16 protein-coding genes are annotated in these 14326 nt (G+C 63.9%); 8 read left to right on the forward strand and 8 right to left on the reverse strand.

The window, feature by feature from the left end; genetic code table 11:
• Window positions 1-96 precede the first annotated feature (96 nt).
• Window positions 97-690: a polyhydroxyalkanoate synthesis repressor PhaR gene (gene phaR / locus JQ553_RS02900; RefSeq protein ID WP_212498370.1), complete on the forward strand. Its 594-nt coding sequence runs from the start codon at window positions 97-99 to the stop codon at window positions 688-690.
• Between the two features lie 88 nt (window positions 691-778).
• On the opposite strand, the gene JQ553_RS02905 is transcribed toward phaR, so the two are convergent.
• Window positions 779-2470, reverse strand: coding sequence for a bifunctional diguanylate cyclase/phosphodiesterase (locus JQ553_RS02905; protein ID WP_212498371.1), 1692 nt, complete (start codon window positions 2468-2470; stop codon window positions 779-781).
• A 217-nt stretch (window positions 2471-2687) separates the two neighbouring features.
• Here JQ553_RS02905 and JQ553_RS02910 point away from each other — a divergent pair, with 217 nt between their 5' ends.
• On the forward strand, window positions 2688-2972 hold the full coding sequence (locus tag JQ553_RS02910) for a hypothetical protein (RefSeq protein ID WP_212498372.1): 285 nt from the start codon (window positions 2688-2690) through the stop codon (window positions 2970-2972).
• Between the two features lie 67 nt (window positions 2973-3039).
• On the opposite strand, the gene JQ553_RS02915 is transcribed toward JQ553_RS02910, so the two are convergent.
• The 3 genes from JQ553_RS02915 to mtgA all read right to left on the reverse strand — a co-directional run bounded on the left by JQ553_RS02915 (window position 3040) and on the right by mtgA (window position 4794).
• The gene (locus tag JQ553_RS02915) at window positions 3040-3642 is read right to left on the reverse strand and encodes a hypothetical protein (protein ID WP_212498373.1); all 603 of its coding nucleotides are present in this window, start codon (window positions 3640-3642) and stop codon (window positions 3040-3042) included.
• A gap of 139 nt (window positions 3643-3781) precedes the next feature.
• Window positions 3782-3967, reverse strand: coding sequence for a 50S ribosomal protein L32 (rpmF, locus tag JQ553_RS02920; protein WP_044536294.1), 186 nt, complete (start codon window positions 3965-3967; stop codon window positions 3782-3784).
• A 155-nt stretch (window positions 3968-4122) separates the two neighbouring features.
• Window positions 4123-4794 (reverse strand): monofunctional biosynthetic peptidoglycan transglycosylase, encoded by a 672-nt coding sequence (gene mtgA, locus JQ553_RS02925; RefSeq protein WP_212498374.1) that lies wholly within the window; start codon window positions 4792-4794, stop codon window positions 4123-4125.
• Between the two features lie 183 nt (window positions 4795-4977).
• Between mtgA and JQ553_RS02930 the strand changes: the two genes are divergently transcribed.
• Together JQ553_RS02930 and JQ553_RS02935 are read left to right on the forward strand one after the other, a co-directional pair.
• Complete coding sequence (locus JQ553_RS02930) at window positions 4978-5898, forward strand: polyprenyl synthetase family protein (protein ID WP_212498375.1); 921 nt, start codon at window positions 4978-4980, stop codon at window positions 5896-5898.
• Window positions 5899-5915: 17 nt separating this feature from the next.
• Complete coding sequence (locus JQ553_RS02935; protein ID WP_212498376.1) at window positions 5916-6596, forward strand: DUF1345 domain-containing protein; 681 nt, start codon at window positions 5916-5918, stop codon at window positions 6594-6596.
• Window positions 6597-6609: 13 nt separating this feature from the next.
• Here the strand turns inward: JQ553_RS02935 and JQ553_RS02940 are convergent, their stop codons facing one another.
• On the reverse strand, window positions 6610-7044 hold the full coding sequence (locus JQ553_RS02940) for a GFA family protein (protein WP_212498377.1): 435 nt from the start codon (window positions 7042-7044) through the stop codon (window positions 6610-6612).
• A gap of 96 nt (window positions 7045-7140) precedes the next feature.
• Between JQ553_RS02940 and JQ553_RS02945 the strand changes: the two genes are divergently transcribed.
• The gene (locus JQ553_RS02945) at window positions 7141-7515 is read left to right on the forward strand and encodes a nuclear transport factor 2 family protein (RefSeq protein ID WP_212498378.1); all 375 of its coding nucleotides are present in this window, start codon (window positions 7141-7143) and stop codon (window positions 7513-7515) included.
• 177 nt (window positions 7516-7692) lie between these two features.
• Window positions 7693-9300, forward strand: a complete 1608-nt coding sequence (locus JQ553_RS02950) for a Na+/H+ antiporter (RefSeq protein WP_212498379.1) — start codon at window positions 7693-7695, stop codon at window positions 9298-9300.
• Window positions 9301-9321: 21 nt separating this feature from the next.
• Here JQ553_RS02950 and JQ553_RS02955 read toward each other — a convergent pair whose 3' ends face one another.
• The 3 genes from JQ553_RS02955 to ispG form a co-directional block, all read right to left on the reverse strand.
• Window positions 9322-10662, reverse strand: a complete 1341-nt coding sequence (locus JQ553_RS02955; RefSeq protein ID WP_212498380.1) for a Rieske 2Fe-2S domain-containing protein — start codon at window positions 10660-10662, stop codon at window positions 9322-9324.
• A 63-nt stretch (window positions 10663-10725) separates the two neighbouring features.
• Window positions 10726-11619 carry a TauD/TfdA family dioxygenase gene (locus JQ553_RS02960; RefSeq protein ID WP_212498381.1) on the reverse strand — a complete coding sequence of 298 codons (894 nt, stop codon included), beginning with the start codon at window positions 11617-11619 and terminating at the stop codon, window positions 10726-10728.
• 77 nt (window positions 11620-11696) lie between these two features.
• Window positions 11697-12986 carry a flavodoxin-dependent (E)-4-hydroxy-3-methylbut-2-enyl-diphosphate synthase gene (ispG, locus tag JQ553_RS02965; protein ID WP_212498382.1) on the reverse strand — a complete coding sequence of 430 codons (1290 nt, stop codon included), beginning with the start codon at window positions 12984-12986 and terminating at the stop codon, window positions 11697-11699.
• Window positions 12987-13069: 83 nt separating this feature from the next.
• Between ispG and JQ553_RS02970 the strand changes: the two genes are divergently transcribed.
• Window positions 13070-13285 (forward strand): hypothetical protein, encoded by a 216-nt coding sequence (locus JQ553_RS02970; RefSeq protein ID WP_212498383.1) that lies wholly within the window; start codon window positions 13070-13072, stop codon window positions 13283-13285.
• 149 nt (window positions 13286-13434) lie between these two features.
• The gene (locus JQ553_RS02975) at window positions 13435-14310 is read left to right on the forward strand and encodes a sulfurtransferase (protein WP_212498384.1); all 876 of its coding nucleotides are present in this window, start codon (window positions 13435-13437) and stop codon (window positions 14308-14310) included.
• The last annotated feature ends 16 nt before the right edge of the window (window positions 14311-14326 follow it).

Here is a 14326-nt window from a genome sequence, read left to right on the forward strand (position 1 = left end):
CCGCTTTGAAAATGCTTACCTTTGCTGCGATGCGTTGCATTTGGCCTGCGGCGATGCCGTCAGGTTCCAGGGTCGTCAGTGTTGAAGTGAGAGCCCATGGCAAAATCTGAACAACCGACCACGATCAAGAAATACGCGAACCGGCGGCTCTATAATACCGGTACGAGCACGTACGTAACGCTCGAGGATCTCGCGGCGATGGTGAAGGAAGGCGAGGATTTCCTCGTCTATGACGCCAAGACGGGCGACGACATCACCCGCTCGGTACTGGCGCAAATCATCTTCGAACAGGAGAATAAGGCCGGCCAGAATCTGCTGCCGACCACATTCCTCCGCCAGTTGATCCGCTTCTACGGCGACAGCATGCAGATGGTGGTGCCAAAATATCTCGAGCAGTCGCTCGAGACGCTGACCAAAGAGCAGGAAAAATTCCGCAAGCAGATCGCAGGCGCGCTGAGCGGGACGCCCTTTGCTCCGCTCGAGGAGCAGGTTCGCCGCAATATGGAGCTGTTCCAGCAGACCTTCTCGATGTTCAAGCCGTTCGTGCCGCAGCGCGGCGGCGCCACGAGCGAACCGGAAAAGGTGGCGGAGCCGGCGGCTGACAGCGACAATATCGATGATCTGCGCCGTCAGATGAAGGATATGCAGGAACGTCTCGAGCGCATGTCGCAGCCGAAGAAGGACGAGTAGGTTTTCGCCTTCGGCACTGCTGCGGACTCCCCACTCAAGTATTGTCGCGAACCGGCTTCGCTCGAAACGCGATGGGCTGACTCAGCAGTCAACCCGCGACCGGCACCATCGTCTCCGCCGACGCGCTCCACGGCCTGTCCGGTGATGCGAGCCCGATCAGGCGGCCCTGGATGAAATCGCAGCCCCATTCGCGCAGCATCACGGCGGCCTCTTCGTCCTGCACCCATTCGGCGACCGTCTTGATCTGAAGGCGTCGCGCCAGATCGATCAGGGTCTGCACAAACGCACGGTCATCCGCCGAGTGCGCGATGTTTTGCACGAAGGCACCGTCGATCTTGACGATATCGACGCCGAGCTTGCGGAGGTTGCGGAACGAGGTGTAACCGGCGCCGAAATCGTCGATCGCGATCCGGCTGCCGAAATTCTTCAGCCGCGTGACGAAGCCGCGGACATCATCAACGTCCTGGATCGCGACCGTCTCGGTGATCTCGACGATCAACCGCTCGCCGACTCCGGGATGCGCCCGCATCAGCGATTCAATCGTCGTCCACCAGTCCGGATCCATCGTGGTATCCGGCGAGATGTTCAGGCTGAGCTGCACCCCCGGCGCGGCTGCGAGCTCTGCGAGCGCAAGCTCGAGCACGCGGTGATCAACCAGCCGGATCAGGCCGAGCCGCTCGGCGACCGGGACGATATCGGGCGCGAGCAGCGCTCGGCCGTCCTCCTGCTCCATGCGGACCAGGCATTCGTAGAACGCCGGCTGCCGGGAGCGCGCGTCGACGACGGGCTCGAACCCGACCACGAGGCGCCGTTCGTTCAGCGCGGTGACGATCTCGTCGGTGACACGGATGTTGACGCGGCGCTGCGCGTCGCGTTCGACATTCGGCTTCCACAGCGCGAACGATCCGGCGCGACGGCGCTTGGCGCCGTCCAGCGTCTCCTGGGCCCGGTTGACCGCCTCCTCGGCGGACCTCGCGTGCCGCGGGATGGTGACAGCACCGATCGAGACAGTGACCGACACCGGTCCCGATTTGGTGGGCACCACTTCATCGCGAACCGCTGCAAGGAAGCGCTCGGCCGCGACATTGGTGTCGTCGACGGTGCAGTTGCGCAGGATCAGGCCAAACTTGTTGCCGGAGAAACGGCCGAGCATATCGCCGCCGCGCAGGCGCGCGCGGATCCGCTTCGCGACCTCTGCGATCACGGCGTCGGCGACGTCGAAGCCGAAGGCGTCGTTGACCCGCGCGAGATGGTCGATGCCGATCAGCATGAAGGCGCAGGAGACACGGAAGCGCGCGCACTCCTCGAGGGTCTCCGCGAGCGACGCGATCAGATGGGTACGGTTGAGCTCATTGGTCAGCGGATCGTGCCGCGACAGTTTCAGGAGCTGCTCATCGTGGGCATGGCGCTCATTGTTAATGCGGACAACACCTTGCGCGCGTGCCGGACGGCCGTCCGCGCCTGCAAACCAGCAGCCGGTCTCCTCGATCCAGATCACGGGAGCCGAACTGGCGGCACGCACGCCATATTCGAGCCGATAGGGAACCGACTCACCGCTCCGCGCCGGCATCGCATGGCTGAGCGCCTCCGCGCGCATCGAGCGCGATGGCTCGATCAGCTTGGCGAGTTCAGCACCGGTCGAAAGCGACGCCGCAGGGATGTCGGGAAATACCGCAAATGCGTTGTCGCTCCAGGCGATCGCATCGGTCGCGAGATCCCAGATAAATGTGGCCTGGCCGAGCGAGGCAAGTATACGGGCGGCTGGCGGGACAGGGGGCATCGAGCTTGCCTCGTTTTGGGACACCAGGGGTGTTGCTGTGCCCAACGATCATGAGTCTATCGAATCGGACGCTAGGCGAGTCTGATAAATAATCTGGAAACCACGTTTATCTGTGACAAGGAACGAAGTGCAGGCGGCCGGCATAACCTTTGCCATGATCCGGTCACGGAGGGACGTAACGTCCCAAAGTGTGACGGTTTGGCTGGGCTTGCTCGTGATGCTGGATGTCAACCAATCAGAGTTTCTGGAGGGCGGGACCACGGATGATCGTGGGGCCGCCTGCACCGCCCTGGTCCCTCTGGCCGCGACGACGCATTGGGCACCCAAGATCCCGCTCACTCACGCCGATCCGTCCTTTATCGCCCACCTGATCGCCACCGCCGAGCACGTGCCGCAAACCCGCGATCTGCGGCGCGGTTCGTTGGCGGATGCGCAGATCGCCTACGGCCCGCACGTCTACGAGCGCCGCAGCGTCATGCGCCGGACCCGGCAGATTGTTTAGAGCATTAACGGTTCTGATTGAATCAGGACCGACATCCCCTTTGTCCGAAACGCCGTAGGACAGCGAGTCAGCGCGGCGGCGCGTCCGGCGAGGGGTGGGAGCCCGGCTGCAAGTCCGGCGACGCGACCGCAGGCTTCGGTTCGGCCTGATCCTGCAGAACGGATTCGGCGACCGAGGCCGCTGCCGGCACCGATGCGTCCGGCGACGCCGCGGACGCGGGCCGCGGATCGTCCGCGAGCACCGGTTCGGGCGTTTTCGTGCGCCTGCCCCGGGAAGCGCCCGGTGCGACCTGCGCCACCAGCGGACGGCGGCGCAGGTGGAGCGCAATCCCCGACAGGAAATCGACCAGGGCGAACAACACCAGAAGGAAATAGGTTGATGTGCCGAATTTCGGCCAAAGTACGAACTCGGCCGCCGCCGCGCCGAACAGGATCAGTGCCAGCAGATGATCCGTGAGATATTTCGCGCCGGGGCGCGCGCCCTTGATCACCTCGAGCAGCAGCAACAGCACGCCGACTGCCAGGAGTACGTCGCTAAGCGTCACCTGCCATTCCGCACCCGACATCAATGTCAGCGTGATCAGTGCGTCCGTGAAGGACACGCCGGGCATCAGGAAGACGATGATGTTGTAGACCGCGAGCGGAATGAGCAGCAGCGGAAAACTGACCATCAGGGCTGGGCCTTCATCAGGAGAACCGAGCATTGCAGCGATGCACTGGCTTCGCCGCAGACGCGCCCTTCTTATCGCACGCGCGGGCCGACTTCAGGCGTGGCGCCGCGAGGCCGCGGCGCGCAGGCCGAACGTCAGGTCAGGACTCTTTCTTGGCCTTCAGGACCTGGCGGCCCTTGTACATGCCGGTCTTCAGGTCGAGGTGGTGCGGGCGGCGCAGTTCGCCGGAATCCTTGTCCTCGACATAGGTCGGGGTCTTGAGCGCATCGGCCGAACGGCGCATGCCACGGCGCGACGGCGAGGTTTTTCTTCTGGGAACGGCCATAGCGGTGTCCTCTAGGGGTGTTGCGGAGGCATCGTCCGAAATACGGACGGCACAGCGCTGAGAGCGCAAGATGCGATGCCGGTAAGGCCGCGCTTATAGAGGAAGGGACCGCGCAAAGCTAGGGTCGGTTGCAGCAAAAAGCGCTCAAAATCGGCTCAGAAAGCCCGATTCTCACTCCAGCAGCGCTGAACTGCGCTGGCCCGGGCCATATAGATCGCAGACAGCCGACGCACCCCGGGACCGGGGCTGCGGGCGCTTCTCTTGATTGGATTGGGCAGGATCGCGGCCAGGAGCGCCGCCTCGCGCGGCGACAGTGTCGCGGCGGAGCGGCCGAAGGCGTATCGGGAACCGGCCTCGGCGCCGAACTGCCCCGACGGGCCCATTTCGGCGATGTTGAGGTAAATTTCCAGGATTCGCTGCTTCGGCAGCAGGAGGTCGATCCACAGCGCGAGCGGCAGTTCCAGGCCCTTGCGGATCATGCTGCGGCCGGGCCAGAGAAACAGGTTCTTGGCGACCTGCTGGGTGATGGTCGAGCCGCCGCGCGCCACCTCGCCATCCTCGGCGTCGTCGATCACTTCGCGCAACGCGCCCCAATCGATGCCGCGATGGCTGCAGAACTTCGCATCCTCGGATCCGACCACCGAACGGGCGAGATAGGGCGATATCGCGCTGAAATCGACCCATTGCCGTGACACCGGCGCGCCCTTCAGGCTGCGCCATGCCATGAGCGCAGAGATCGGATGGCCGGTGCGGTAGAACGGTGTCACCAGATAGGGCAGCAACAGCAGGACGAGCAGGAACAGCAATGAAATTCGGACGATGCGCAAAACGGCGTTTCCGGCTGGGACGCGGGTCGCAGCGGCAAAAAAGGGCCGGCCTTGACCGACGTCGACCGGATAATTCACGGTTTTTCCAGCAGTTTTAAGGCGTCATCTGCCCTCCAACTGGAATTGACGAAGCCGGTGTCATCAACGATTGTCCGGCCGAAAATCGATCTGGAGCAATTCTTGATGACGACCGGTACCGCAGAGTTTTCCAAGCGGCTCGACCAAACCGCTGAAGATACTGAGGCGATGCTTGCGAGACTGCTGTCTGGCGCGACGGTGACCGACGAGATCGTCCGCCCGAAGCGGCTGATCGAGGCGATGCGTTATTCGAGCCTCGGGGGCGGCAAAAGGCTGCGGCCGTTCCTGGTGGTCGAGAGCGCCGCGGTGTTCGGCGTGCCGCGCGAGGCCGCGCTGATGGCGGGTGCCGCGCTCGAATGCATCCACTGCTATTCGCTGATCCACGACGATCTGCCGGCGATGGACAATTCCGACCTGCGCCGCGGCCGCCCGACCCTGCACAAGGCCTATGACGACGCGACCGCGATCCTCGCTGGCGACGCACTGCTCACGATCGCCTTCGACATCATCACCCGCGACGAGGTCCACAAGGACGCCAATGTCCGCCTGCTGTTGACGCGTGGACTGGCGCGGGCCGCCGGCATCGGCGGCATGGCCGGCGGCCAGATCCTCGACCTTGCCGGTGAAGGACGCTTCGGCGACCGCGAGCCGGTCGACGTCGCGCGACTGCAGCAGATGAAGACCGGCGCGCTGCTGCGCTACGGCTGCATCGCCGGCGCGATCCTCGGCCAGTCCTCGCAGCAGCAATACCAGGCGCTGGACGATTTCGGCAAAGCGCTGGGCGAAGCCTTCCAGATCGCCGACGACCTGCTCGACGTCGAGGGCGATGCCGCAGCGCTCGGCAAGCCATCCGGGCAGGACGCCGCACTCGGCAAGACCACCTTCGTCACCCAGCTTGGCATCGAGGGCGCGAAGCAGCGCGTGCGCGACCTGTTGGCACGCGCCGACGCCGCGCTGTCGATCTTCGGCGACAGGGGCGACGTTCTGCGCGCAGCCGCGCGCTTCGTCGCTGAGCGCAAGAACTAGCGCGAGCCCCCGCAAAAATGAGCAAGGATGTCGACGCCCACCTTGTTCGTTTCAGAAAGCTGCCGATGCCGGTCCGCTTCGTCGTGGGCCGGCCGCGCACCTTCGTCGCGGTTGCGTTCGGCATCGCCGTATGTCTGTTGCTGCCGGATTCGCGGCGGCCGGTGACGCGGCTTCTGATCGGCTGGGATGCGTTCGCCGCGCTCTACCTGCTGCTGGCCTATGTCATGATGCTGCGCTGTGGCATCGCCTATATCAAGCGCAGCGCCGTGATGCAGGACGACGGCCGCTTTCTGATCCTGCTGTTGACCGCCCTCGGCGCGCTGGCGAGCCTTGCGGCCATCCTGTTCGAACTCGGTGTATCCAAGCGCAGTCCGGCCGAGCTGGCGCTCGCGGTCGCTACCATCACGCTGTCGTGGGCTGCAGTCCACACCGCCTTTGCGCTGCACTACGCGCACGAATTCTACCGTGGCAAGACGCCCGGCGGCCTGCAATTCCCGACTGGCGACGCCCATGTCGACGCCGACTATTGGGATTTCGTCTATTTCTCGTTCGTGATCGGCATGACCGCGCAGGTTTCCGATGTCGGCATCACCGACAAGATCATCCGCCGCACCGCCACCGTGCACGGCATCATCTCCTTCGTGTTCAACACCGCGCTGCTGGCGCTGATGGTGAATATCGCCGCAAGCGCGATCTAGCCGGGGCGCCGACTTATCCCGCGTCGCGCGTGACATGCTCGCGATACTGCGGCAGGTCGTCGGTGATTGCATACCAAGGGGCCTTTGAGCCGACGAAGATATGCGCGGTCGGGCGGATTGACGGCGCGTCAAGCAGCGTCCCCATCGCGACATGGACGAAGGCGCCGTCGCGCACGACGGAATAGAGCAGCGAACCGCAATGGCGGCAATGCGCGTCGTGGGCCTTGCCATCGCCGTAAACCAAGAGGTCATCAACGCCGCTGACGACAGAAAATTTCTCGCGCCCGATTGCGGCGAACGGCTTGAATGCCGCCCCTGTGGCCCGCCGGCAGTTCGAGCAATGGCAATTGAGTGCATAGGAAAACACGTCGGCGACCTGATAGCGCACGGCGCGGCAAAAACACTCGCCTGCAAGATAACGAGCGCTTGAATTTGCTGATGCGGTCACAGCTCACCTCTCACGCGGATGCCGACATCGCCATGGCGCGATCCGGCGGTTCATGGCTTAATCCTATCAGAACAGATCCTGACGGGAGGACAACCCATGAGCAACGATCGAGCGAGCGTCGAGGCCGTCGTGCAAACCTATTTCGATGGCCTCTATGAAGGCAACGCCGACAAGCTCGGCGCGGTCTTCCACCCCTCCGCCGACCTGCGTTGGGTCGAGAAGGGCGAATTGCAGGTGCTGACCGTGCCGGATTGGCTCGATCGCGTGCGCAAGCGGCCATCGGCGAAGGCGGAGGGCAAGCCGCGCGAGGACTTCATCGTCACCATCGACCGCTCCGACGACAAGACCGCTTTCATCAAGGTGCGATGCCAGTTGCCGCCGCGCTACTTCACCGACTATCTGGTGGCGATGAAGCTCGCGGACGGCTGGCAGATCGTCTCGAAATCCTATCGATATGACCTGCACGAGTGACGGGGCGCAATCGCCGCCGTCCTCGCCATCGCGGTCGTTCCGGCCACCGACATTTCGCGGAGGTATGATCAGGCCGCGGCCCGACTGATCATGCGGCTCTCGTGACGCGGTTGCGCACGCCGGGCCGCAGGCCGGGCCGCATTGACTGGCGATGGCTTTCCGGGCGAATTGACCGTCATGGAAGCCACGTTTCAGATCTTTCTGATCCTGCTGGGGCTGCTCGCGGGAACCGCCCTGTTGGCGCGCCGTATCGCCGTCGCACCAGCTATCCTTCTCCTCCTCGTCGGCGTCGCGCTCGCCTTCGTGCCGGGCATGCCGTCGCTCGAACTGCCCCCCGAGCTCGTGCTCCTGGTGGTGCTGCCACCGCTGATCTATTCGGCGAGCGTCGCGATGAGCTGGCGCGAGTTCAAGGCGAACCTGCGGCCCATCATTCTGCTGTCGGTCGGCTGTGTGATCTTCACCGCCTTCATGGTCGCAGCCGCGACCCACTATTTGATCGGCCTGCCCTGGAGCGTCGGCTTCCTGCTCGGCGCAATCGTCGCGCCACCCGACGTGGTGGCGCCGCTTGCGATTGCCCGCAAGCTGGGCATGCCCCGCCGGATCCTGGTTGTGCTCGAAGGCGAGGGCCTCGCCAATGACGCGACCGCGCTGATCCTCTATCGCTTCGCAGTGGTCGCGATCACGACCGGGCTGTTCTCGCTGCCGAAGGCGACCGCCACCTTCTTGGTCATCGTGGCCGTCGAGGTCCTGTTCGGCTCGGCGGTCGGCTGGCTCAGCCTGCGCGCACGCCGCCGTGCCCGCGATCCGCAGGTCGAGATCACGCTGTCGCTCATCACGCCCTATCTCGCCTACTGGATCCCCGAACATCTCGGCGGCAGCGGCGTGATCGCGACCGTCGCCTGCGGGCTCTACATGAGCTGGAACGGACCGCTTCTGATCTCAGCCGCGACGCGCCTGCAGGGCATTTTCTTCTGGGACCTCATCATCTTCCTGATCGAGGGCCTGCTGTTTCTCCTGACCGGGTTCGAGATGCGCGCGTTGTTCGAGAAATCGAAGGCGTTCCCGCTGCACGACATCCTCTCGGCCACGGCACTGGTCGCCGTCATCGTCATCATCGCGCGGTTCCTCTGGGTCTTTCCGGCCACCTATCTGCCGCGCTGGTTCAACAAGCGGTTGCGCGAGCGGGACCCGTTGCCGTCGTGGCGGGCGGTTTTCGTGATCGCCTTCACCGGCGTGCGCGGCGCGGTTTCACTTGCCGCCGCGCTGGCCCTGCCTTTGGCGCTGCCGAACGGCGATCCGTTCCCCCATCGTGACCTGATCCTGTTCGTCGCCTTCGGCGTGATCTTCGTGACCCTGGTCGGAATTGGCCTCGGATTACCGCTGATGGTGCGTTGGCTCGGCGTCGCCAAGGACGGTCGCAGCGAGCATATCGCCGAGCATGAACAGGAAATCGCGGCGCGACGCGAGGCGCTGGCGGAGGCGCTGAAATCGCTCGACGCCATCACCGACGACCGCGAATTGTCAGACGAGGTGCTGAAGCTGCTGCGGTCGCGACACGAGATCCGCACCAACCAGTTGCCGGATTCGCTTGATCCCGACAAGCACGACGTGTCCGCGGCCGGCACCGAGCTGACGCGCGAGTTGATCGCTTCCGAGCGAAAATTCATCCACGCGCTGTTGCGCGACGGCAAGATCACCGACGAGACACGGCGGCGGATCGAGCGCGATCTCGATCTGGAGGAAGCGAGCCTGAGCAATCGCGAGTATCGGCGGATTCCGTTGTAACCGCCCGTCATCGTGGTGCGCCTACTCCGCGGCGGCGTCCTGCCCTGGCCCGCCCACAAGCCCAGCCGGATCGCCGAACCGCTCGATCATGACGGCGGTTAAATCCTTGCTCTTGCTGGTCACGCAGGCGCCGGAACGCACGGTGTAGCGGTCCTGATGCTTCAGATGCGGCGGCGCCTCGCCCCGCTGCAGCGCGCGGGCCGCCTCCATCACCAATTTCCGGAAATGCATGATGCCGAGATCGGTGAGCCCAAGATGCTCGCGGGTGCGGTCGGCGATCGGGCCCTGGCTGTCCTGCACGGCGGCATCCTGTTCGGACACGCCCTTGATGCCGGTATAGCTTCTGGTCTTCTGCAGCTTGCGGTCGATCAGATAGTCGTTTCGCTTGTTGCGCAGGGGCACGTAGTTCTCGTCGACCTCCGACATCACGCCATTGCCGTGGGCGTAGCCATCGCGCTCGGCTTCCGTCAGGGGGCGGTGCGGATTCCAAGCATAGGTAAAGATCCAGCAATTGGTGTCAGTGACCGGCACGAAACTCTGGCCGAAAATGTTCTCGCCCGGCATCGAACTCGGAGCGTAGGTATGAACCGGCATCAGAAACTGTGCGATGCGCCAGTAGATATTGTCGGTCCCCGTAAGCCGCCCACCTGCGATCGTCAGCCCTGCATCATGCGGGTTGATTTTGATGACGGGCCGCGGGTCTTCGGCGATCCATCGCATGTGCTCGGTCGCGACCCGCGTCAGCGGATTGACGAAATGCCTCTTGATGTCGAGGATCTCGTTCTCCTCCTTTTCGAACGAGAGATGGGCGAAGGTGAAATGCGCAGTGTCGATCGAGCCCTCCAGCGCCTGCACCCAGTTGCAGTCCTGCCATTTCTTCGTGACGTAGCGGTGTGATGGCGGCAGCAACGCCATCTCCAGCGCGGGCAATTCCGGCATCTCGCCGGCCGGGCCCATATACGCCCAGATCATGTCGCCCCATTCGCGCACCGGATAGGACTTGATGCGGATCAGGTCCTTGGCGTTGAGATCGGGATAGGAAGTCGGCATGTCGACGCAGGCGCCGTCGGTATCGAACTTCCAGCCGTGATAGACGCAGCGGATGCCGCATTCCTCGTTGCGGCCGAGCCAGAGATTGGCGCCGCGATGCGGACAATACTGATCGATGAGGCCAACCACGCCGCGTGTGTCTCGGAAGGCGAGCAGTTCCTCCCCGAGGACTGTGATCTTCTTCGGCTCGCCGTCCGGCTCCGGCAATTCTTCCGGCAGCAGCACCGGAATCCAGAACCGGCGCAACAGTTCGCCCATCCCCGTTCCCGGACCTGCCTCGGTGAGGAACCTGTTGTCTTCGGCGCGGAGCATGGGCGACCTCCGAATATCATTCTAGATTTTGGCGCGCTTGGTAGCGCGCCGGCGCTGCCGTCCTCACACCGGCCGCTCTCCCTTCACCGTTACGCGCGTGCCCGATCGCGTGTGCGGCCAGTAGTCCCACATCGCGCGATGCTGGGCGCAGCGGTTGTCCCAGAACGCGATTGCGTTCTCGGTCCAGCGGAAGCGACACTGGAACAGCGGGTTCTCCGCGTGCTGGTAGAGATAGGCCAGCATCGCGTCGCTTTCGTCGCGGGGGATGCCGACGATGTGGCGGGTGAAGCCGCGATTGACGTAGAGCGCCTTCTTGCCCGTGACCGGATGCGTGCGGATCACCGGATGCTCGGCGCGCGGGTAGATCTGCTTGTCGGCGACGCCGTAATTGGCATAGAGCCCGCGATAGGTCTGCTCGCCGTCATGCATCGCAGTCAGCCCGTCGAGATAGGCCTTCATCCGGTCGGACAGCGCCTCATAGGCCGCGTACATGTTGGCGAACAGCGTGTCGCCGCCGCGCGGCGGGCACTGCTTGATGTAGAGGATCGAGCCCATCGGCGGCTCGAGGTCGCAGGACACGTCGGTGTGCCAGCCTTCGCCATTGGCGCGCGGCGAATCCTTGTCCGCGTGGATCTTCATCAGCGCCGGATCGCCCTCGTTCGGCGCCGCCGGGTGCACGTGCAATTCGCCGAACTTGCGGCCGAAGGCGAGATGTTGCTGCGGGGAGATGTGCTGGTCGCGGAAGAAGATAACGAGGTTTTCGGCAAGCGCGCGGTGGATCTCGTCCATCTGACGGTTGGAGCGCGCATCGTCCGAGACGAGTTTGCCAATGTCGACGCCGGAGATTTCCGCGCCGATGATCGGCGTCAGCTTCTCGACAGCGATGGTCTCATAGGGCTCTGATTCATCGGCAACGTGCCGATAGCGCGGGCCCTGCTTGCCGGACAATGAACTCATCCTGTTCTCCCGATCGTTCTTGATTGGGAGACATCGTAGCCCGGATCGCGCGAAGCGCAATCCGGCTCATGACACTGCTACTCCGCGGCGCCCGCCTGCTCGGGCACCTTGGTGCCCTTGCCGTAGCGCTGGTCGATGTAATCGATCACCAGCGCCTTGAACTCGGCTGCAATGGTCGGACCGCGCAGGGTTCGGAACTTCTTGCCGTCGACAAAGACGGGCGCAGCCGGCGCCTCGCCGGTGCCGGGCAGCGAGATGCCGATATTGGCGTGCTTGGATTCGCCGGGGCCGTTGACGATGCAGCCCATGACCGCGACGTTGAGCTGCTCGACGCCGGGATACCTGGTTTTCCAGGTCGGCATCTCGTCGCGGATGAAGTCCTGGATCGAGCGCGCGAGCTCCTGGAACGTGGTGGAGGTGGTGCGGCCGCAGCCCGGGCAGGCCGCGACCAGCGGCACGAAGGTGCGGAAGCCCATGGTCTGCAGCAATTCCTGCGCGACCTGCACTTCGAGCGTACGATCACCGCCAGGCTCAGGCGTCAGCGAGATGCGGATGGTGTCGCCGATGCCCTGCTGCAGCAGGATGCCGAGCGCGGCCGAGGAGGCAACGATGCCCTTTGAGCCCATGCCGGCCTCGGTGAGGCCGAGATGGATCGCGTAATCCGAGCGGCGCGCCAGCTCCTGATAGACCGCGATCAGGTCCTGCACGGCCGAGACCTTGGCCGACAGAATCATCTTGTTCTTGGGCATGCCGAGTTCTTGGGCGCGGGCCGCCGACAGCAGCGCCGACTGCACCATGGCCTCACGGGTCACCGCGCGCGCATCGCGCGGATTGGCCGAGGCCGTGTTCTCGTCCATCAGCTTGGTGAGCAATTCCTGGTCAAGCGAACCCCAGTTCGCACCGATACGCACCGGCTTGTTGTTCTTGTTTGCGATCTCGATGATGTCGGCGAACTGCGTGTCGCGCTTGTTCTTGAAACCGACATTGCCGGGATTGATGCGGTACTTGTCGAGCGCCTCGGCGCAATCAGGATACTCGGCGAGCAGCTTGTGGCCGATATAGTGGAAGTCGCCGATCAGGGGCGTGGTGATGCCCATCTTGCGCAGACCGTCGCGGATGTGGGGCACCGCGGCGGCGGCCTCCTCGCGGTCGACGGTGATGCGGACCAGCTCGGAGCCGGCGCGGGTGAGCGCCGCGACCTGGGCGATGGTGCCCTGGACATCGGCGGTGTCGGTGTTGGTCATCGACTGCACGACGATCGGCGCACCGCCGCCGACGGCAACATTGCCGACCATGACCTGCGTGGTTTCGTGCCGCGGCTGCGGACCTGCGACGTCGTCTTGCGGCAAAATCTCGGGCTTGTTCATGGCGTCTCGAATATCAGATTCTGGTGACATTCACCAACGGGCGGTGAACGGCGCGTCCGCGCGGCGGGGCGGTTAAGTTTCCGTTGTTGATTCAATACCTTATTGCGCCGATCGAGACCGAAAGCAAGCCATGCGGCGGCGCCCTGCATGACCGCTATATTGGAGCGGAATTGGATGATTCAAAGGGCAAAGTGACCGCTTTTCATGTGATCCGGGTACCTCCGATCGCCTCGATCGAGCATGATCCTGTCGCAAGAACCGAGTCCACTTTTCCGGATAACGCCCTAGAAGCGCGATGAGATTAGGGTGAATCGTCATCGCGCTTCAGGTCCTTGCTTGAGCATGATCTCCGCGCAAACGCTCCGCGTTTGTCGCGAGGGAAAACCGCTACACACTTTTCCGGATCATGCTCTAGCATCCGGCTTGAGATGATATCGGGAGAGAGCCCATGGCTGACCACAGCGAGCTGATCACTACCGCGGAACTCGCCGACATCCTCATGCGACCGGATCTGCGCCTGTTCGACTGTACGACCTATCTCGAGCCGGTACCTCCGGGTAGCCGAGTTCCCTATCTTGCGGTCTCGGGGCGGCAGACGTTCGAAGCCGGTCACATTCCCGGTGCGAATTTCCTCGACCTGCAGGGCGAATTCTCAGATCCGCACACCGAACTTCGCTTCATGATGCCGCCGGTGGCGCAGCTCGAGGCCGCGTTTGGCCGCCACGGCATCTCGGCGAACAGCCGGGTCGTTCTCTACTCGATCGGCACGATGATGTGGGCGACGCGCTTCTGGTGGATGCTGCGCTCGCTCGGCTTCGAAGGCGCTTCCCTACTCGACGGCGGCATCGACAAATGGACCGCCGAGGGCCGCGACATTGAGACCGGCCTTGCCGGCGGCTATCCGCTGGCAAGGTTCACGGCGAGGCCGGTGCCCGGCCTGTTCGTCGGCAAGCATGACGTGCTGGCCGCGACGGCCGATCGCAACACCGTCATCGTCAATGCGCTCGGCCCGCAATTCTACAAGGGCCTGGAGCCTAGCCGTTATGGTCGTGCCGGACGCATCCCAGGCAGCGTCAGCGTGCCGGCGGCAACCCTGATTGACCCGAAGAGCAAGGCGTTCGTGCCGCTTGCCGAGGCCGAGCAGGTGTTCGCCGCGCAGGGCATCACCCGCGACAAACGCGTGATCGCCTATTGCGGCGGCGGCATCTCCGCAACCATCGACCTGCTCCAGCTGCATCGGCTCGGCTACGACAATCTCACGCTTTATGACGGCTCGATGGGCGAATGGGCCAAGGACGAGTCGCTGCCGATCGAGACGGGGTAGCGCCGTACTCGCCTCG

The sequence above is a fragment of the Bradyrhizobium lablabi genome (assembly GCF_018131005.1).
In the GTDB taxonomy this organism is placed as follows: Bacteria; Pseudomonadota; Alphaproteobacteria; order Rhizobiales; family Xanthobacteraceae; genus Bradyrhizobium; species Bradyrhizobium lablabi_D.